General features: G+C 72.2%; 23 protein-coding genes. 13 read left to right on the plus strand and 10 right to left on the minus strand.

Annotated features, from left to right (window positions below; translation table 11 throughout):
- Positions 1–43: 43 nt before the first annotated feature.
- Positions 44–739, minus strand: coding sequence for a hypothetical protein (locus tag Ae717Ps2_RS02555; protein WP_075332989.1), 696 nt, complete (start codon positions 737–739; stop codon positions 44–46).
- Positions 740–1,081: 342 nt separating this feature from the next.
- Here Ae717Ps2_RS02555 and Ae717Ps2_RS02560 point away from each other — a divergent pair, with 342 nt between their 5' ends.
- On the plus strand, positions 1,082–1,810 hold the full coding sequence (locus tag Ae717Ps2_RS02560; RefSeq protein WP_075308296.1) for a phosphotransferase enzyme family protein: 729 nt from the start codon (positions 1,082–1,084) through the stop codon (positions 1,808–1,810).
- Positions 1,811–2,006: 196 nt separating this feature from the next.
- Here the strand turns inward: Ae717Ps2_RS02560 and Ae717Ps2_RS02565 are convergent, their stop codons facing one another.
- Complete coding sequence (locus tag Ae717Ps2_RS02565) at positions 2,007–2,588, minus strand: DinB family protein (protein ID WP_075312376.1); 582 nt, start codon at positions 2,586–2,588, stop codon at positions 2,007–2,009.
- An 89-nt stretch (positions 2,589–2,677) separates the two neighbouring features.
- On the opposite strand from Ae717Ps2_RS02565, the gene Ae717Ps2_RS02570 reads away from it, so the two are divergent.
- The 3 genes from Ae717Ps2_RS02570 (at position 2,678) to Ae717Ps2_RS02580 (ending at position 4,791) form a co-directional block, all read left to right on the plus strand.
- The gene (locus Ae717Ps2_RS02570; protein ID WP_075332990.1) at positions 2,678–3,460 is read left to right on the plus strand and encodes a methylenetetrahydrofolate reductase; all 783 of its coding nucleotides are present in this window, start codon (positions 2,678–2,680) and stop codon (positions 3,458–3,460) included.
- Between the two features lie 132 nt (positions 3,461–3,592).
- On the plus strand, positions 3,593–4,231 hold the full coding sequence (locus tag Ae717Ps2_RS02575; RefSeq protein ID WP_075308294.1) for a dihydrofolate reductase family protein: 639 nt from the start codon (positions 3,593–3,595) through the stop codon (positions 4,229–4,231).
- A gap of 5 nt (positions 4,232–4,236) precedes the next feature.
- Positions 4,237–4,791, plus strand: coding sequence for a dihydrofolate reductase family protein (locus Ae717Ps2_RS02580; protein WP_075308292.1), 555 nt, complete (start codon positions 4,237–4,239; stop codon positions 4,789–4,791).
- Here the strand turns inward: Ae717Ps2_RS02580 and Ae717Ps2_RS37205 are convergent.
- From Ae717Ps2_RS37205 to Ae717Ps2_RS02590, 3 genes are all read right to left on the minus strand, one after another.
- On the minus strand, positions 4,773–4,910 hold the full coding sequence (locus Ae717Ps2_RS37205; RefSeq protein WP_158071448.1) for a hypothetical protein: 138 nt from the start codon (positions 4,908–4,910) through the stop codon (positions 4,773–4,775). The genes Ae717Ps2_RS02580 and Ae717Ps2_RS37205 overlap by 19 nt on opposite strands.
- A gap of 83 nt (positions 4,911–4,993) precedes the next feature.
- Positions 4,994–5,488, minus strand: a complete 495-nt coding sequence (locus Ae717Ps2_RS02585; RefSeq protein ID WP_075308290.1) for a hypothetical protein — start codon at positions 5,486–5,488, stop codon at positions 4,994–4,996.
- Positions 5,489–5,496: 8 nt separating this feature from the next.
- Entirely contained in the window at positions 5,497–6,096 is a 600-nt protein-coding gene (locus Ae717Ps2_RS02590; protein ID WP_233147420.1) for a TetR/AcrR family transcriptional regulator, read from the minus strand.
- Positions 6,097–6,177: 81 nt separating this feature from the next.
- Between Ae717Ps2_RS02590 and Ae717Ps2_RS35915 the strand changes: the two genes are divergently transcribed.
- Positions 6,178–6,384, plus strand: coding sequence for a hypothetical protein (locus Ae717Ps2_RS35915; RefSeq protein WP_139318816.1), 207 nt, complete (start codon positions 6,178–6,180; stop codon positions 6,382–6,384).
- Positions 6,385–6,389: 5 nt separating this feature from the next.
- Here Ae717Ps2_RS35915 and Ae717Ps2_RS02595 read toward each other — a convergent pair whose 3' ends face one another.
- Positions 6,390–6,743 (minus strand): VOC family protein, encoded by a 354-nt coding sequence (locus Ae717Ps2_RS02595; protein ID WP_075308286.1) that lies wholly within the window; start codon positions 6,741–6,743, stop codon positions 6,390–6,392.
- Between the two features lie 29 nt (positions 6,744–6,772).
- On the opposite strand from Ae717Ps2_RS02595, the gene Ae717Ps2_RS02600 reads away from it, so the two are divergent.
- Entirely contained in the window at positions 6,773–7,330 is a 558-nt protein-coding gene (locus tag Ae717Ps2_RS02600; protein WP_233147421.1) for a GrpB family protein, read from the plus strand.
- A 10-nt stretch (positions 7,331–7,340) separates the two neighbouring features.
- Here the strand turns inward: Ae717Ps2_RS02600 and prcB are convergent, their stop codons facing one another.
- On the minus strand, positions 7,341–8,132 hold the full coding sequence (gene prcB, locus Ae717Ps2_RS02605; RefSeq protein WP_020621946.1) for a proteasome subunit beta: 792 nt from the start codon (positions 8,130–8,132) through the stop codon (positions 7,341–7,343).
- A gap of 102 nt (positions 8,133–8,234) precedes the next feature.
- Here prcB and Ae717Ps2_RS02610 point away from each other — a divergent pair, with 102 nt between their 5' ends.
- The gene (locus Ae717Ps2_RS02610) at positions 8,235–9,284 is read left to right on the plus strand and encodes a nitronate monooxygenase family protein (RefSeq protein WP_075332991.1); all 1,050 of its coding nucleotides are present in this window, start codon (positions 8,235–8,237) and stop codon (positions 9,282–9,284) included.
- Between the two features lie 7 nt (positions 9,285–9,291).
- Here the strand turns inward: Ae717Ps2_RS02610 and Ae717Ps2_RS02615 are convergent, their stop codons facing one another.
- A complete protein-coding gene (locus tag Ae717Ps2_RS02615; RefSeq protein WP_060713255.1) occupies positions 9,292–9,537 on the minus strand; it encodes a DUF397 domain-containing protein in 246 nt (81 codons plus the stop codon).
- Between the two features lie 175 nt (positions 9,538–9,712).
- On the opposite strand from Ae717Ps2_RS02615, the gene Ae717Ps2_RS02620 reads away from it, so the two are divergent.
- Positions 9,713–10,012 carry a hypothetical protein gene (locus Ae717Ps2_RS02620; RefSeq protein ID WP_143510281.1) on the plus strand — a complete coding sequence of 100 codons (300 nt, stop codon included), beginning with the start codon at positions 9,713–9,715 and terminating at the stop codon, positions 10,010–10,012.
- 25 nt (positions 10,013–10,037) lie between these two features.
- Here Ae717Ps2_RS02620 and Ae717Ps2_RS02625 read toward each other — a convergent pair whose 3' ends face one another.
- Positions 10,038–10,262, minus strand: a complete 225-nt coding sequence (locus tag Ae717Ps2_RS02625; protein ID WP_020621950.1) for a hypothetical protein — start codon at positions 10,260–10,262, stop codon at positions 10,038–10,040.
- 192 nt (positions 10,263–10,454) lie between these two features.
- Between Ae717Ps2_RS02625 and Ae717Ps2_RS02630 the strand changes: the two genes are divergently transcribed.
- The 3 genes from Ae717Ps2_RS02630 (at position 10,455) to Ae717Ps2_RS02640 (ending at position 12,335) form a co-directional block, all read left to right on the plus strand.
- Positions 10,455–10,772 (plus strand): hypothetical protein, encoded by a 318-nt coding sequence (locus Ae717Ps2_RS02630; protein ID WP_139318814.1) that lies wholly within the window; start codon positions 10,455–10,457, stop codon positions 10,770–10,772.
- A gap of 155 nt (positions 10,773–10,927) precedes the next feature.
- On the plus strand, positions 10,928–11,749 hold the full coding sequence (locus tag Ae717Ps2_RS02635; protein ID WP_075332992.1) for a Bax inhibitor-1/YccA family protein: 822 nt from the start codon (positions 10,928–10,930) through the stop codon (positions 11,747–11,749).
- A 145-nt stretch (positions 11,750–11,894) separates the two neighbouring features.
- A complete protein-coding gene (locus Ae717Ps2_RS02640) occupies positions 11,895–12,335 on the plus strand; it encodes a hypothetical protein (RefSeq protein WP_075308277.1) in 441 nt (146 codons plus the stop codon).
- Positions 12,336–12,399: 64 nt separating this feature from the next.
- Here the strand turns inward: Ae717Ps2_RS02640 and Ae717Ps2_RS02645 are convergent, their stop codons facing one another.
- The gene (locus Ae717Ps2_RS02645) at positions 12,400–13,620 is read right to left on the minus strand and encodes an acetyl-CoA C-acetyltransferase (RefSeq protein ID WP_020621954.1); all 1,221 of its coding nucleotides are present in this window, start codon (positions 13,618–13,620) and stop codon (positions 12,400–12,402) included.
- A 112-nt stretch (positions 13,621–13,732) separates the two neighbouring features.
- Here Ae717Ps2_RS02645 and Ae717Ps2_RS02650 point away from each other — a divergent pair, with 112 nt between their 5' ends.
- Both Ae717Ps2_RS02650 and Ae717Ps2_RS02655 read left to right on the plus strand, forming a co-directional pair.
- Complete coding sequence (locus Ae717Ps2_RS02650) at positions 13,733–14,194, plus strand: pyridoxamine 5'-phosphate oxidase family protein (protein ID WP_043276228.1); 462 nt, start codon at positions 13,733–13,735, stop codon at positions 14,192–14,194.
- Between the two features lie 19 nt (positions 14,195–14,213).
- Entirely contained in the window at positions 14,214–15,584 is a 1,371-nt protein-coding gene (locus Ae717Ps2_RS02655; protein ID WP_020621956.1) for a cystathionine beta-synthase, read from the plus strand.
- The last annotated feature ends 5 nt before the right edge of the window (positions 15,585–15,589 follow it).

Below are 15,589 nucleotides of genomic sequence, written 5' to 3' on the forward strand. Positions count from 1 at the left end.
GACTCGGCACCGCCCGGAAACCCGAGGCAGTGGGGCGGAACCGTCACACGGCCCACGTGATGCTGTGGGGCAGATCGTTGTCGGCGACGTCCCACTGTTCTCGAATCCGGATGACGAGTTCGTCGACTCGGCCCGGCACGATCGTGGACACCCACTGACCGATGCGATCCGTGGTGGCGATGAGTCCGCGCTGCATCTCGGACACCAGCTCAGGCACGGTCGACTTCGAGAACTCGATGTGGGAATCGTCCGGTAGCGGGCCTCGATCATCGGTGTTCATGTCTTCGGTTGCCCACGCGAGGCAGATGTCGTCGCGCAGTGCGACAACGACTTCCGGGGCGTGTCCCATCACCACGGGCCGGCCATGGAGGAGGAGGTCGGTCCAGTCGGCCCAGTCACGGACGTGTGTGCAGCATCCTGGAGCGATGACAGTGCCGGTCGTGTCATCGGTGAGTCGTACGCCTCCCTGGCTCGTCAGATGGCGGGCATCGAGAATGCGGTCCAGGACCGCGCTGGGCTCTGCGAGCTGTGCCACCGTCGGCGGGTGTCGGCGAAGGAGCCTCTGGGCGATCGCCAGTTTGGGAGGCGTGGCCAGCCACGCGATGTTGGCGACGAGAAGCGCGATCTGCTCGTCGGGCTGATTCCCGTCCAAGACGATGTCGGGATAGCTGTCGGTCACCGGCCAAGCCTGGAATCCGTCCGGAACCCCGGCGTAGGCGACGACTTCGGCGCGAACCACGAACGTCCTCCTACGGGCGCGCGACCGGACTCCCGGATGTTGCGGCCTCCGCCGCGTTGCGCGGTGGTCCGCGGAACCGCCAGTTCACCACATACGTGCTGAGTACGCGTCGATGTTTCACCTGCGAGGGATCTACCTCCACGTCGTTCGAGGACAGAGGTGACGTTCAAAGGCGACCACGGTTCCCGTTGGCAGACTCCAGCGTCGGTCCGAGTCCGACTGAGGGCGCACTGCTCCCAGCGACGACGCTCGTCTCGGGCACCAGCGCCGTCGTCGAGCACTCCGGCAGCGAAGGGCCGGTCGTGAGGGGCATGTTCTCCTGCCGTCCGGCAGGCTGGCGCCGTGATCGACCTCAGCCCGTGGCCCGGTCTCAGCGTGACTGCACCACTCGGTGGTGGCCATCGGAACGATGTCTACGAGGTGCGCGGTCGGGACCGCCTGGTCGCGCGGCGCACCAGGCGAACAGCGCCGGCCCTGGATTGGGAACTCGATCTACTGGAGTTCCTGGAACACCACGGGTTCGTCGTGCCGCACACCGTCCCCACAGCGGACGGCCGACGCTCGGCGGGCGGCGTGGTAGTGCAAACCTGGCTGCACGGGCGGGAGCCCCTGGCCAGTGACTGGGCCCTTGTCGCTTCCGAGCTGGAGCGGCTGCACCGACTGACTGCGGGGTGGGCGAACCAGCGCCCCGGCTTCCGGTCGACCCGGGAGCTCCAGCGGGAGTCACGCGGAGGAGACATCGATCTCGAGGCCATGCCCGATCATGTCGCCCACCTTTGCAGGCGGGCCTGGGCCGCCCTCTCGGCCGGCCCGGACTGCGTCGTCCACGGCGACCCCGGCCCGGGCAACGTCCGGGTGAGTGGCGGCTGTGTCGGCTTCCTCGACTGGGACGAATCGCGAGTCGATCACGCCGACCTCGACCTGGCCGAGATCCCCGGAGGGCCACTGCGAGGTCACCGTGCCGCCGTCGCGAGCAACGCGATCGACGCGTGGGAAGCTGCCTGCGGATGGGCCAGTGAACCCGCCTACGCCCGCCGACGCTTCGATCGACTTCGTCAGAAGCTCAGCTAGACCTCCTGGCTCCGTCGCGATCCGACGAATCCGGGACAGAAGCGACGCGACGAGGGCCGGAATCGATCGTCAGCGACCCCGATCCGCTGACGGACATTCCCAGCCCGAACCGGGCTCGACGTTCCGTTGCCATCACCTCGCTGCGATCCGCGGGTTTGGCGGGGGTTGCCAGCTTCTCGAGGCTGGACGGCGACCACTACCGCGAAGCCTGCCGCGCCGCCGACTCGATCCGGCTGACGTACTGCTCCCACCACACACGGTCCCCGGGAGGCAGCGACGACGAACCTTCCTGATGCCCGGTCGCGCCGTCGAAGCCCTCACGGATGACGTCCGCCTGGCCCGCATGGCGGTTGGTCTCTGCGATCATCCGGATGAGGATGTGGTGGAGCGTCACGGTTGCCCGGTCCTCGGGCCAGTGAGGGACACGCCCCGTGTCGTCCAGCGACAGCTCGGTGACGACGTCGTTCGAGTGCGCACAGACGCGGCGGTAGCGCTCGACCACGTCTGCCCGGTTCTCGTCCGCCCGGGCCCACATGTCCTCGTTCTCCCACGGGTCGAACGCGTCGAGGTAGGCGAGATCCCTGGTCGGGCGGTCGAAGGTCTGGGCGAAGTAGGTCAGCTCGCAGCTAGTCAGGTGCTTGACCAGACCGAGGAGATTGGTGCCGGTGTCGGTCGCAGGCCGGCGAGCGGTGTACTCGTCGAGCCCGTCGACCTTCCACACGACGGCATTGCGCGCCTCGTCGAGGTAGCGGACCAGATCGTCCTTCGGGCTGCTCATGCTCGGGATGCTGACAGGGGCCACCGACAGCTTGGCCCGCTGTGCCTCGACCCGGCCAGTTCCGGCCACAGGGTCTCTACCCTCGGACCGTGACCGACGGATTCCGCATCATCTGCGAGATCGAGCCGCCGACCAGGCCCGACCTGACGCACGCCCGCCACCAGATCGGCGTCCTGACTCCGGTGTCGGATGCGTTCCTGATCCCCGACAACCACATCGGTCGGGCCACGGTGTCCAGCATCGCGGTGGCCAACGAGGTCCGGGCGATGGGCGGGGCCGGCATCGCCTGCGTGAACTCCCGTGACCGCAACCTGTTGGGCTTCCGCCGGGATCTCCTGACCGCCGCCGCCTACGGCGTGGACCAGTTCCTGTTCGTCCAGGGGGACAAGCCGTCGGTCGGAGATCGCACCGGCGAGCTGACCGTGCGGACCATGATCGAGGAAGCGCGTGCGGCGACCGGTCAGGATGCGTTCGCGGGGGTCGCGCCCTTCCGGCTCGGTGTGACGGCCGGCCACCGTCGTCGGATGGCGGCCTGGAAGCAGGCGGCCGACTTCGTGTTCGTGCAGGTCGGCTACTCGGTCGAGGCGTTCCTGCAGTGGCGCGAGGCCAACCCGATGGACCTGCCCGTCTATGCCGGTGTGATGGTCCTCGCGAGCGCCGGCATGGCGACCAGGCTGCGGGCGTCGATCCCGGACATCGACATTCCCGACGAGCTCGTCCACCGGGTCTCGGACGACCCGGCCGCGGGGGTCGACGCGGCGTGCGAGCAGATCCGCGCCCTGCGCGACACGGGAGCCTTCGCCGGGGTGCATCTCGTCCCGGTCAGCCGGTTCCGTGAGGTGGCCGCCCGCCTGGAGCGCGAGCGACGGTGACCGGCCGAGCGTGACGATTGCCCCGTCCCGTTCGAGTTCGACGTGCCCGCCGCCCCGTCGTCGCAGCGCGGGCGATGAGTTCCGCCGCCCCCGCCGGTCGACCATCTGAGCCACGTCCACCGAGGAGCCCCCATGTCCCGCACCCGGGTGCACAACCTGTTCGTCTCCCTCGACGGCTACGCCGCCGGCGACCACGTGAGCCTCGACGCCCCGATCGGCGACGCCGGGGCGCTCTTCGCCGGCTTCGACGGGCGGTTCATCCACGGGATCGGCGGTGTGGACGCCCCCGTCACCCCGGACCGCGCCCTGACCAGCACGTGGGCCCAGGGGATCGGCGCCGAGATCATGGGGCGGCGCAAGTTCGGCCCGCAGACCGGCCCCTGGACCGACGACGGCTGGCAGGGCTGGTGGGACGACGAGCCCCCGTTCCGCACCCCGGTGTTCGTCATGACCCACCATCCGCGGCCACCGATCGAGTTCGCGAACGGGACGAGCTTCCACTTCGTCGACGGGTCGGCGCAGGAGGTGCTGACGGTCGCGCGTGCGGCCGCGGGCGAGCTGGACGTCCGGCTCGGCGGGGGACCCTCGACGATCCGCCAGTTCCTCGACGCCGACCTGGTCGACGTCATGCACGTGGTGATCCTGCCGATCGTCCTCGGCCGTGGGGTGTCCCCGTGGGAGGGGCTGACCGGCGTCGAGGACCGGTTCACCGTCGAGTCGGTCGCCTCGCCGAGCGGGCGCATCCACCAGTTCTGGAACCGGAAGGGCTGACACCCATGGGCCTGGTCACCTACGCCATGAGCATGTCCCTCGACGGCTTCGTCGAGGACCCCACGGGCAGCATCGCCTTCGGCGACCCCGACGAGGAGGTGCACCGCCTGTCCAACGACCAGACCCGCGCGACGTCGGTGTTCCTGTTCGGCCGTGGCCTCTACGAGATCATGGAGGACTTCTGGACCGCCCCCGAGCGGGCCGACGGGCATCCGGTGGAGGCGGAGTTCGCCCAGCTCTACACCGCCGTCCCGCGGGTCGTGTTCTCCGACTCGCTGACCTCGGTCGCGCCCGGGTGCCGCCTCGTCCGTCGAGTCGGCGCACTGGACGAGGTGTCCCGGCTGAAGGCGGAGAACGACGGCGAGCTGGCCGTCGGCGGGCCGGGGCTGGCGGCGTCGTTGCTGGAGCTGATCGACGAGTTCCGCCCGCGGGTGGTGCCGGTCGTCCTCGGCGGCGGGAAGCCGTTCCTCCCGCCCGGTGCGGACCTGCGGCTGCGGCTGATCGAGCAGCGTGTGTTCGACGGCGGGACCGTGCACCTGCGCTATGAGCGTGTCCGCTGACCCCGGACCCATCGGTCGCGCAACGCGTCGTCCAGCGCGGTCGTCAGCGCGGCGAACCGGGTCACGACCCGCAGGTCGGCCATGGTGAGGGCGACGTCCCCCGGTCCGATCCGTGCCACCCCGGCACCTTCCCGCAGCGGGCGCGTCTGCGCCAGGACTGCCCTGCGCACCCGGCGGCGGACCGTCGCCGGCGCGTGACCGTTCAGACCGGCCGGTACCGGTAACGCCCCAGGTACACGCAGTACCCGACGATCCCGACGACCAGCAGGACGAGCACCACCCAGACCGGCCCGACCGGCAGCCGCGGCGGGTCGCTGCGGGTGGCGTACACCGCCGTCACCGGGACGACGGTGAGCAGCAGCAGCGTCCCGCCGAAGGTCCGTCCCATGTCCTCGGCGAGCATGTGGCGCAGCCTTCCGACCCGCTGCGGCGCCGTCCAGTAGTCGCGGTGCGGCACCGACACCCGCGCCAGCGACCCGGTCGTGACCAGGCGGTAGAGCCCCGCCCCGATCCCGGCGACGAGCAGCCCGAACAGCGTGCCGAGCGCCAGGAACCCGGCGCGGGTGCCGAACGCGGTCGGCACGCCCGCGGGGTCGAAGTGCAGCGGCACCCCGTCCTCCGGCAGCTCCCCGGCCGCCCACACCAGGGCGAACGCGTAGAACACCGAGCCGGCGAGGAGCGGGAACCAGGGGCGCACCGCTCGGATCATTCCGGGTCGCCGGCCGGTGCGCGCGCCGTGGCGGGGGCCAGCCGGTCGAGCATCGCGGTCAGGGTGCGCCGGGCGCGGTCGACGGGAGCGCCGTGCAGCGCGACCTCCGTGCTGAGCCCCGAGGTCAGGGCGAGCAGCGCGTGCGCGTCGGTGTCCGGATCGGGCGATCCGGCGTCGGCGACGACCCGGACGGCGAGGGCATGGATCTCGTCGTCGCCGTCGGTGAGGATCGCCCGCGCCCGCTCGTCGACCTCGCGGGTGGCGAAGGCGGCGTGGATGCGCAGCGCGTCGCGGGTCCGCGGGTGCTCGCCGAGCAGCTCGTCGAGGATCGTCGCGAGGACGGTCCGATCCCCGCCGCCCACGGCCCGGGCCCTGGCCTCGATCCGTTCCTCCATCTGCCGGTGCGACCGGTCCAGGGCGTGCAACAGCAGCGCGTCCTTGCTGGCGAAGTAGTGCTGCACGCGGCCCATCGAGATCCCGGCCTCGGCCGCGACCGAGCGCAGCGAGACCGCCTCGGTGCCCGACCGCGCGACGAGCGCGAGCACGGCGTCGGCGATCTCGGAGCGTCGGGCGTCGTGGTCGACGGAACGGGGCACCACGCCACTGTAGCAATGCGGTCGCATTGACAAGGCCCGATGGAGCTGTTGCAATGCGACTGCATTGCTACAGGGGGGCATGTGAGGACAGCACAGAACATCGCCGGGATCCTCGGGGTGCTCCTCGGAGCGATCCCGTTGCTGCAGTACCTGATCACCGGCGGGATCGGCCTGTGGACGGTCCCGCTCGGCGACGCACCGGCGCTGCCGTGGGCCTACCCGACGGTCGTGCTCGTGTTCACCGGGGCCGCGGTCGTCGTGCTGGACCGGCGGGAGAAAGCGGGCTGAGCGGATCAGTCCTGCAGCGGCGAGCCGTAGCGCAGCAGGTTGTTGTCCGGGTCGTGGTGCGCGCCCTCGCGCAGCCCGTAGGGGGTGTCGACCGGCGCCACCTCGCGGCCGCCGGCCACGGCCGACCAGCGGGCGTGCAGTGCGTCGGCGTCGTCGACGTGCAGGTAGGCGCAGCCCGCGGTGCGGGCCGGGTCGTGGTCGGGCAGCACCGAGACGTGCAGCTCCACGCCGCCGAGGGCGGCGAAGCCGTAGCCGTCGTCGTAGCGCTCGACGGTGAACCCGAGCGCCCGGTAGTGGTCCAGCCACCGGTCGAGATCGGTGGTGGCGAAGACCGGGGCGACCGAGCGCAGCGTGGACACCGAGGCAGTCTGCCCGCATGCTCGGCATCGTGACCAGTCGCCACGACGAGCTGAACCGGGCACTCGTGCACGGGATGCGTCCGGTCGTCGTCGAGCTCGCCGAGCCCGACCCGGCCTGGCCCGCGGCCTTCGACGCGGCGGCGGCCCGCCTGCGCGCGACGCTGGGGGAGCGTGCGCACCGCATCGAGCACATCGGCTCCACCTCGGTGCCGGGGCTCGCGGCGAAGCCGGTGATCGACGTCGTCGTGGCGCTCGACGACCCCGACGACGAGCCGGCCTACCTGCCCGACCTGCTCGCCGACGGCTACGACCTGCGGGTGCGCGAGCCCGGGCACCGCTGCCTGCGCGGCGCCGTCGGGGACCTGCCCGTGAACCTGCACTGCTACCCGCGGGGCAGCCCGGAGATCACCCGCTACCTGGTGTTCCGCGACCGGCTGCGCACCCACGACGACGAGCGGGCGCGCTACGAGGCGCACAAGCGTGGGCTCGCCGGTCGGGAGTGGGCCGACATGAACCTCTACGCCGACGCCAAGGGCCCGGTCGTCGAGGAGATCATCGGCCGGGCCGGTGGCCCGCCCCGGCCCTGACCCGGTCGGCTCAGCCGCCGGGGCGCTCCGCCCGCTCGGCGAGCATCCGCTCGGTCGCGGCCCGGACCTCGTCGACGCCGATCTCCTCGACGCCGTCGGCGGTCACCGTGATCAGGTTCGGGAAGATCGCGCGGGTGAGGTCGGGACCCGCGGTGGCGGTGTCGTCGTCGGCGGCGTCCCACAGCGCGTTGACCGCGAGCGCGATCGCGCCGGCCCGGTCGACGCCCGGGTCGTGCCGCTTCTTCAGCGACGCCTCGGCGAACTGCGAGCCGGACCCGATGCCGACGTAGCCGGACCGGGCGCGCTTGACGCTGCCGGTCGGGTCGTAGGTGACGATGCGGACCGGGTCGGGGTCGGTCGGGTCGTAGCCGACGAACAGCGGCAGCGCGACGAAGCCCTGCATCGCCGCGCCCAGGTTCTCCCGCACGATGCTCGACAGCCTGCGGATCTTGCCGTCCTGGCTGATCGGGGCGCCCTCGACCTTCTCGTACTGCTCCACCTCGGCCGCGAACATCGTCAGCATCTGCAACGCGTGACCGACCGACCCGGCGAACCCGGCGGCGGAGGTGTCGTCGATGCCGACGACCTTCACCAGGTCCTTCTGCGCGATCAGGTTGCCGGAGGTGGCGCGCCGGTCGCCGGCCAGCAGCACCCCGTCGGCCCAGGTCAGCGCGATGATCGTGGTGCCGTGCGGGACGTCCATGTCGGCGGGGACCCGCTGGGCGGGGTCACGCGGGAGACGCGAGGGCAGCAGCTCGGGGGCGTGCGCACGCAGCTGCTCGAGGAACGAGGGTCCGGTCATGAGGGGGAGCGGGCTCCTTCGCACTGCGGGTCGGGGTCGGGGTCGATCCTTCCTGTCCGCGCCGCCCCGGTCCACCCGCGGTGCAGTGGCACACTCGCGACGGTGAGCGCACGGAGCCGGGCCGAGTCCTTCTGCACACGCCACGGGCTGCGGGTCCCGGTCCTGGAGGCCCCGATGGCCGGGGCCTGCCCGCCGGAGCTGGCGGCCGCGGTGGCCGCGGCGGGCGGTATGGGTGCGGCGGGCGTCGTCAACGACACCCCGGAGGCGATCGCCGACTGGGCTGCCCGCTTCCGCGTCCTCGCCGGGACCGCTCCGTTCCAGCTCAACCTGTGGATCCCCGACTCGCCCACCGACGACGACGTGGGCCTCCAGACCGCCTATCTCGACTCCCTGGGCGGTGCGCCGGCTCCGCCCGGCGGCCCCGGACCGGCGTTCCCCGACCAGCTCGCCGCGGTCCTGGCGGCCCGGCCGGCCGTCGTCTCGACGATCATGGGGCTGTTCACGGCCGAGCAGGTCGCCGCGGTGCACGGTGCGGGCTGCGCCTGGTTCGCGACGGTCACGACCCGCGCCGAGGCCCTCGCTGCGGAGCGGGCGGGGGCCGACGCCGTCGTCGTGCAGGGGATGGAGGCGGGCGGGCACCGTGGCACCACCGACCCCGCCGACGCCGAGACCGTCTCGGTCGGGCTGCTCGCGCTCGTCCTGTGGGTGGCCGACGCCGTCGATGTCCCGGTGGTCGCCGCCGGGGCGATCGGCGACGGCCGGGCCCTGGCCGCCGCGCTCACCCTCGGCGCGAGCGCGGTGCAGGTGGGGACGGCACTGCTGCGCAGTCCCGAGGCCGGGATCGACGACGGCTGGTCCGCCCGGCTCGACGGCCTGGACCCCACCGGTACGACGACCACCCGCGCCTACACCGGCCGGCTGGCCCGCGGCATCGCCACCGACTTCGTCCGGGCCTGGACCGTGCCGGGCGCCCCGGCGCCGGCGCCCTACCCCCACCAGCGACGCCTGGTGGCCCGCTACCGCGCGGGTGAGCCCGGCGCGGTCGACCGGGTGAACCACTGGGCGGGCCAGGCCGCCGGACGCGCGACGACCGACCCCGCGTCCGAGGTGGTCGCCCGGCTGTGGCGCGAGGCGGACCCGCTGCTGCCGTGAGCCCGGCTCAGTCGCGGAAGGGGTCGACCATGTCGTCGAACTCGCCCTTCTTGGCGCCGTCGACGAACGCGGAGATCTCGGCCGGGGTGTAGACGAGGACCGGGCCCTCGGGGTCGCGGGCGTTGCGGACGGCGACCTGGCCGTCGTCGAGGACGGCGAACTCCACGTTCTGCCCCTCGGCGGCCCCGCCGGCCGGGCGACGCCACGTCACCGGGCCGAGATCTGCTGCGCGCGTGCCGTTCGAGTGGGACATGGGGGACCTCCGGATGTGTCCGCGGCGTCCGTTTGACTGCGGAGAGTGTCGAAAGACTGTGGAAGGGATCTTGCATCCGCAAGTGTGATCCGTGACGATGGAACGACTGACACGCTGAGGGGGCCAGAGAAATGCGCCGGTCGACGCACGGATCTGCCGTCGTGTGGGCGTCGTCGTGACCGCCGGACGGACGAACGACGCCGGCTGCCCCGATGTCCTGACGCTGACGTCGGTTCTCGACGGTCGTGCACACAAGGTGACCGACGCGGAACTCTGTGCGCCGCACTCGGTGCGGACCGGCCGCTATGCGGCGCTGTGCGGCCACCTGGTGTCCCCGGCCCCGCTGATCGACGTCGCCGGGGTGCCGTGCGGCCGCTGCGGACAGCTCGACCCGACGCCCCCGGCGGACGAGGCACCGCGGCGGCGCCCCGCCCGCCGGCGCGGCTGGGGTCTGCGCCGGATGCTGCCGGCCTGAGCGTGCGGCGCCGGCGCGGGAGTCGTCAGCGGGCGAGCCGCTCGGGGTCGGTCTGCTCGTGGCGGCGCAGCGGTCCCCGGCTGCGCCGCTCCAGGTAGCGGCGGCCCGAACGGATCAGCTTGGTCAGGGTGTTGGGGCCGCGGCGGCGCTCGACGGCGTCGCCGATCTTGCCCAGGAGCCAGGCCAGCAGCGGTGCACCGACCGCCAGCAGCAGCCACACGCGCAGGTGCCGGGAGAGCAGGGCCCACATATCCGGACCGTCCTTTCACTGGAGGGGCGACGGAGGCGCCGTCGCGAACGCGCCGAGAGTAGTGCGGCCCGCGCGGGTCCGCCCGCTGCGCGGTGACGGCCCGTGACCGACCCGCCACAGGATCGTTGTACGGCGCGAGGGTGGGTCCGGCTGCCCCCGGCCGGGCGCCCGCTTCTGCGAGGAGGTACGCCCGTGCTCGCTCCGGGTTCCAGCGGCGTGGTCGTCGCCGTCGCGTTGGTCGTCGTGGTCGCCGTGCTGGTCAGCCCGGCGGGACGCCGCGCCGCGGTGGCCGCGCTCGGTTCGGTCGGGCGCTGGCCGGCGTTGATCCGCGCCGAGATGCGCGGTGACGCGCCGCTGGTCGACGGGCGTGCCGACTCCGTCGACACCCTCGACTCCCTCGACACCGTGGACGACCGGCACGACGACACCACGCCCGAGATGCCGGCGGTGCGTGCCGAACCGCTGCCGACGACGTCGACGTTCCCGCAGGTGAGACTCCCGGGACGGTGATCACCGCCCGTTGTGGGGGACAGGACTGACGCCGGACCCCCGGACGCGGTAAATTTTCTTTTACCAGCGGGAACCCCCGGCTCTCCCTCGGCGTTGCACACGTGTGAGGGCCTGCCAGAGGTGGGCCCCGCACACGTCCGTCGAGGAGGATCCAGGTGCGCTCCACGAGCAACCCGGCGTTCCGCAACCTGCCTACACAGCAGCAGGGCGGCTACGCCACGTTCGACCGCTCGGGTGGCGGCATGATGGGCGGGGGCGCCGCCATGGCCGGCTCCCAGCCGTCCTACGTCGACCCGACCCAGGCCACGCAGGAGACGGGTCGCCCGATCACGGTCGACGACGTCGTCCAGAAGACCGCGATCAGCGCGGGTCTCGCGCTGGTCGCCGGCATCCTGACCGTGATGTCGGGGCTCTACATCCTGGCCCTGCCGGCGTTCCTCGTAGGCCTGGTCGTCTCGCTGATCGTCATCTTCAAGCAGAAGCCCAGCGCTCCGCTGACGCTGATCTACTCCGGCGCGATGGGTGTCGCCCTCGGCGGCATCACCGGGATGATGCAGCAGAGCCCGGCCCTGCAGGGGATCGGGATCCAGGCCGTCATCAGCACCGCCGGTGTCTTCTTCGGCATGCTGGTCGTCTACAAGACCGGTGCCGTCCGGGTCACGCCGCGCTTCACCAAGTGGATGATGGGCGCCCTGATCGGCGTCGTCGTCCTCATGCTGGCCAACCTGGTCGCGAGCTTCTTCACCGACGGTGGCTTCGGCCTCCGTGACGGCGGCCCGCTGGCCATCCTGTTCAGCATCGTCGTGATCGGTGTGGCGGCGTTCAGCCTGCTGATGGACTTCGACGCCGCGGACAACGCGGTCAAGGCCGGTGTCCCGGCGAAGTACTCCTGGTACCTCGCCTTCGGCCTCATGACCACGATCGTCTGGCTCTACATCGAGATCCTGCGCCTACTGAGCTACCTGCGCCAGGACTGACCGGTCACCCACGACCCGGCCCGTGAGGGCCGGGTGCGGCCGGAATCGCCCCCTCCGGTCGCGCGCACCGCGGACACCTCCGGTGTCCGCGGCGTCGTCGTGTCGGGGGTGGCCGGGCGGAGCCGGGAGTCGTAGCGTCGGTGCCGTGCCCGGGAACGACCCGGTCGTCACCGGGATCGCCGTCTTCCTGGCCATCGCCTTCGGCCCCGTGGTGCTGGTGGGGCTGTTGGTGCACCTGTCCCGGCTGGCGCGCCGGGCCGCCGCGCGGCGAGGCCGTCCGACGCCGCGCCCGATCGGGCCGCCACTGGAACGGCTCGTCGCCGACCTGCGCCGGCTCGACCGGCTGCGCCGCGGGCCGCAGCAGGCCACCCGGGTCCGGCGGCTGGCGCTGCTGGCCGCCTACGACGACGTGCTGCTCGACGTCTGCCGGGCCGTCGGCGTCGAGGACCCGCCGCTGCGCGCCCACGTCGAGATGGGTGGTACCCAGGGCGCGCTCGACGCCGACCGGGAGTTCGCCCGGTTGCGTACCGAGGCCGCGATCGAGACCACGGGTGTGCGCATCGACCCGCCCGGCCACGCGGCCTGACCTCGTCGCGCGGACGGGCCGGCCCGCGCGGGTCGGGCCGGCCCGTCCTGAGGACGCCGTGGGATCAGGCGAGGTTCTCGATCACCAGCGCCATGCCCTGGCCGCCGCCGACGCACATCGTCTCCAGCCCGTAGCGGCCGCCGGTGCTGCGCAGACCGTTCATCAGGGTCGTGGTGATCCGGGCGCCGGTCATGCCGAACGGGTGGCCCAGCGCGATCGCGCCGCCGTGCACGTTCAGCTTCGCCTCGTCGATGCCGAGGTCGCGCGCACTGGGCAGGACCTGCGCGGCGAACGCCTCGTTGATCTCGACGAGGTCGATGTCGTCGATCGTGAGGCCCGCGCGACGCAGTGCCTGCTGCGACGCCTCGACCGGGCCGTAGCCCATGATCTCCGGCGAGAGCCCGGTGACGCCGGTGGACACGACCCGTGCGAGCGGGGTGACCCCGAGCCGCTCGGCCTTGGTGTCGGACATGATCACCAGGGCGGCGGCGCCGTCGTTGAGCGGACAGGCGTTGCCCGCGGTGATCCGCCCATCCGGACGGAAGACCGGCTTGAGCTGCGAGATCTTGTCGTAGGTGGTGCCCGGACGCGGGCCGTCGTCGGTGTCGACGACCGTGCCGTCGGGCAGCGTCACCGGGGTGATCTCACGGGCGAAGAAGCCGTCGGCGATGGCCTGCTCGGCGCGGTTCTGCGACTGCACCGCGAAGCGGTCCATGTCCTCGCGCGACACGTCCTTGTACCGGGCCAGGTTCTCCGCCGTCTGCCCCATCGCGATGTAGGCGTCGGGCAGCAGGTTCTGGTCGCGGGGGTCGGTCCAGGTCTCGGCGCCCTTCTCCGCGGTCTCGGCGGTGCGGGCCTCCGCGTCGGCGAACAGCGGGTTGTGCGTGTCCGGCCAGGAGTCCGACGTGCCGCGGGAGAAGCGCGAGACGGTCTCGACGCCGGCGGAGACGAAGACGTCGCCCTCGCCCGCCTTGATCGCGTGCAGCGCCATCCGGGTCGTCTGCAGCGACGACGAGCAGTACCGGGTGATGGTGGTGCCGGGAAGCGAGTCGTAGCCGAGCTGGATCGCGACGATCCGGGCCAGATTGTTGCCCTGCTCCCCGCCGGGCAGGCCGCAGCCGAGCATCAGGTCGTCGATCTCGGCCGGGTCCAGCTGCGGGACCTGGTCGAGGGCGGCGCGGATCATCTGTACGGTCAGGTCGTCCGGGCGCATCCCGGCGAGGGAGCCCTTGTTGGCGCGGCCGATCGGGGACCGGGCCGCGGCGACGATCACGGCTTCGGGCATGGGACGTCCTCCTCCATCGCAGGTACCACTCCCATCGACCCTACTCGCCGGTAACCGATGATCGGGAGACGGCGTGACGAAACCGTCAGGGGTGCGCGGCATGCTCTCGTCCATGACGACGTGGGGAGACTTCCGGCGGGCCGAGCCCGCGTTCGCCGAGCTGTCCGAGCGGATCCTGCGGCGGGGGATCGCGCTCGTGATCGCGACGCTGCGGGCCGACGGGTCACCGCGCGTCTCCGGGATCGAGGTGGTGCTGGACGACGCGGCCGGTGACACCGAGCTCTCCTTCGGATCGATGCCGGGCGCCCGGAAGGGCTCCGACCTGCGGCGGGACCCGCGGTTCGCGCTGCACGCCGCGCCCGCCGACCAGTCCGGCGGAGATCTCGGCGACGGTGACCTGAAGGTGTCGGGCCGGGCGGTGCTGCAGGGCCCGCTCTCCGGGCCGGTCACCGGCGACGCGTTCCGCGTCGACCTGACCGAGGTCGTCTGGACCGGGCTGAACGACGCGCGGAACCGTCTCGTGGTCCGGTGGTGGACCCCGGCAGGCGGGATGCACGAGGTCTCGCGCGAGTGAACGGTGCGAGGATGCATGCATGCGTTACGTCGAGCACGTCGTCGACCTGGTCGGGAACACGCCCCTCGTCCGGCTGGGAGCGACGGCGGAGGGCATCGCCCCGCCGGTCCTGGCCAAGGTCGAGTACCTGAACCCCGGTGGATCGGTGAAGGACCGCATCGCCCTGCGGATGGTCGAGGCCGCCGAGGCCTCCGGTGAGCTGCGTCCCGGCGGCACGATCGTCGAGCCGACCTCGGGCAACACCGGCGTCGGGCTGGCGATGGTCGCCCAGCGCAAGGGCTACCACTGCGTGTTCGTGTGCCCGGACAAGGTCGGGGAGGACAAGCGCAACGTCCTCAAGGCCTACGGCGCCGAGGTCGTGGTGTGCCCGACGGCGGTCGAGCCGGACCACCCGGACTCCTACTACCAGACCTCCGACCGCCTGGTCCGCGAGATCGAGGGCGCCTGGAAGCCCAACCAGTACGCGAACCCGGCCAACCCGGAGTCGCACTACCACTCGACGGGCCCGGAGATCTGGGAGCAGACCGAGGGCCGGATCACGCACTTCGTGGCGGGGATCGGCACCGGTGGCACCATCTCGGGCATCGGGCGGTACCTCAAGGAGAAGTCGAACGGTGCCGTGCGGATCATCGGTGCCGACCCGGAGGGCTCGGTCTACTCCGGCGGGACCGGCCGTCCCTACCTGGTCGAGGGCGTCGGCGAGGACTTCTGGCCGACCACCTACGACCGCGACGTCTGCGACGAGATCGTCGCCGTCTCCGACGGCGACTCCTTCGAGATGACCCGCCGCCTCGCCCGCGAGGAGGCGCTGCTCGTCGGCGGTTCCTGCGGGATGGCGACCGTCGCCGCCCTGCGGGTGGCCGCGACGCTGCCCGCGGACGCGGTGGTCGTCGTGCTGCTGCCCGACGGCGGCCGCGGCTACCTCGGCAAGGTCTTCAACGACCGCTGGATGGCCAGCTACGGCTTCCTCCCCCCGTCGCAGGGCACGACCATCGGCGACGTGCTGCGGCGCAAGGACGGCGCACTGCCCTCGCTGGTGCACGCCCACCCCAACGAGACCGTCGCCGACGCCGCGCTCTACCTGCGCGAGTTCGGCGTCTCCCAGATGCCCGTGGTCAAGGCGGAGCCGCCGGTCATGGCGGCCGAGGTCGCCGGCTCGGTCAGCGAACGCGACCTGCTCGACGCGCTGTTCACCGGGCGGGCCAAGCTCTCGGACCGGCTCGAGGACCACATGTCCCCGCCGCTGCCGACCCTCGGCGCCGGCGAGTCGGTGCAGGACGCGATGGAGGCCTTCGCCAAGGCCGACGCCGCGTTGGTCCTGGAGGACGGCAAGCCCGCGGGCGTCGTCACCCGTTCCGACGTGATCGCCTTCCTCGGCGGCAACGCCTGATCCGG

The organism is Pseudonocardia sp. Ae717_Ps2 (assembly GCF_001932475.1).
In the GTDB taxonomy this organism is placed as follows: domain Bacteria; phylum Actinomycetota; class Actinomycetes; order Mycobacteriales; family Pseudonocardiaceae; genus Pseudonocardia.

Bases quoted from the DNA above. Each gene is read 5' to 3' on its own strand.
- Ae717Ps2_RS02615 (WP_060713255.1), bottom strand. From the start codon at position 9,537: ATGTCCCACTCGAACGGCACGCGCGCAGCAGATCTCGGCCCGGTGACG.
- Ae717Ps2_RS02565 (WP_075312376.1), bottom strand. From the start codon at position 2,588: ATGAGCAGCCCGAAGGACGATCTGGTCCGCTACCTCGACGAGGCGCGC.
- Ae717Ps2_RS02650 (WP_043276228.1), top strand. From the start codon at position 13,733: ATGACGACGTGGGGAGACTTCCGGCGGGCCGAGCCCGCGTTCGCCGAG.
- Ae717Ps2_RS02655 (WP_020621956.1), top strand. From the start codon at position 14,214: ATGCGTTACGTCGAGCACGTCGTCGACCTGGTCGGGAACACGCCCCTC.
- Ae717Ps2_RS02625 (WP_020621950.1), bottom strand. From the start codon at position 10,262: ATGTGGGCCCTGCTCTCCCGGCACCTGCGCGTGTGGCTGCTGCTGGCG.
- Ae717Ps2_RS02580 (WP_075308292.1), top strand. From the start codon at position 4,237: ATGGGCCTGGTCACCTACGCCATGAGCATGTCCCTCGACGGCTTCGTC.
- prcB (WP_020621946.1), bottom strand. From the start codon at position 8,132: ATGACCGGACCCTCGTTCCTCGAGCAGCTGCGTGCGCACGCCCCCGAG.
- Ae717Ps2_RS02645 (WP_020621954.1), bottom strand. From the start codon at position 13,620: ATGCCCGAAGCCGTGATCGTCGCCGCGGCCCGGTCCCCGATCGGCCGC.
- Ae717Ps2_RS02575 (WP_075308294.1), top strand. From the start codon at position 3,593: ATGTCCCGCACCCGGGTGCACAACCTGTTCGTCTCCCTCGACGGCTAC.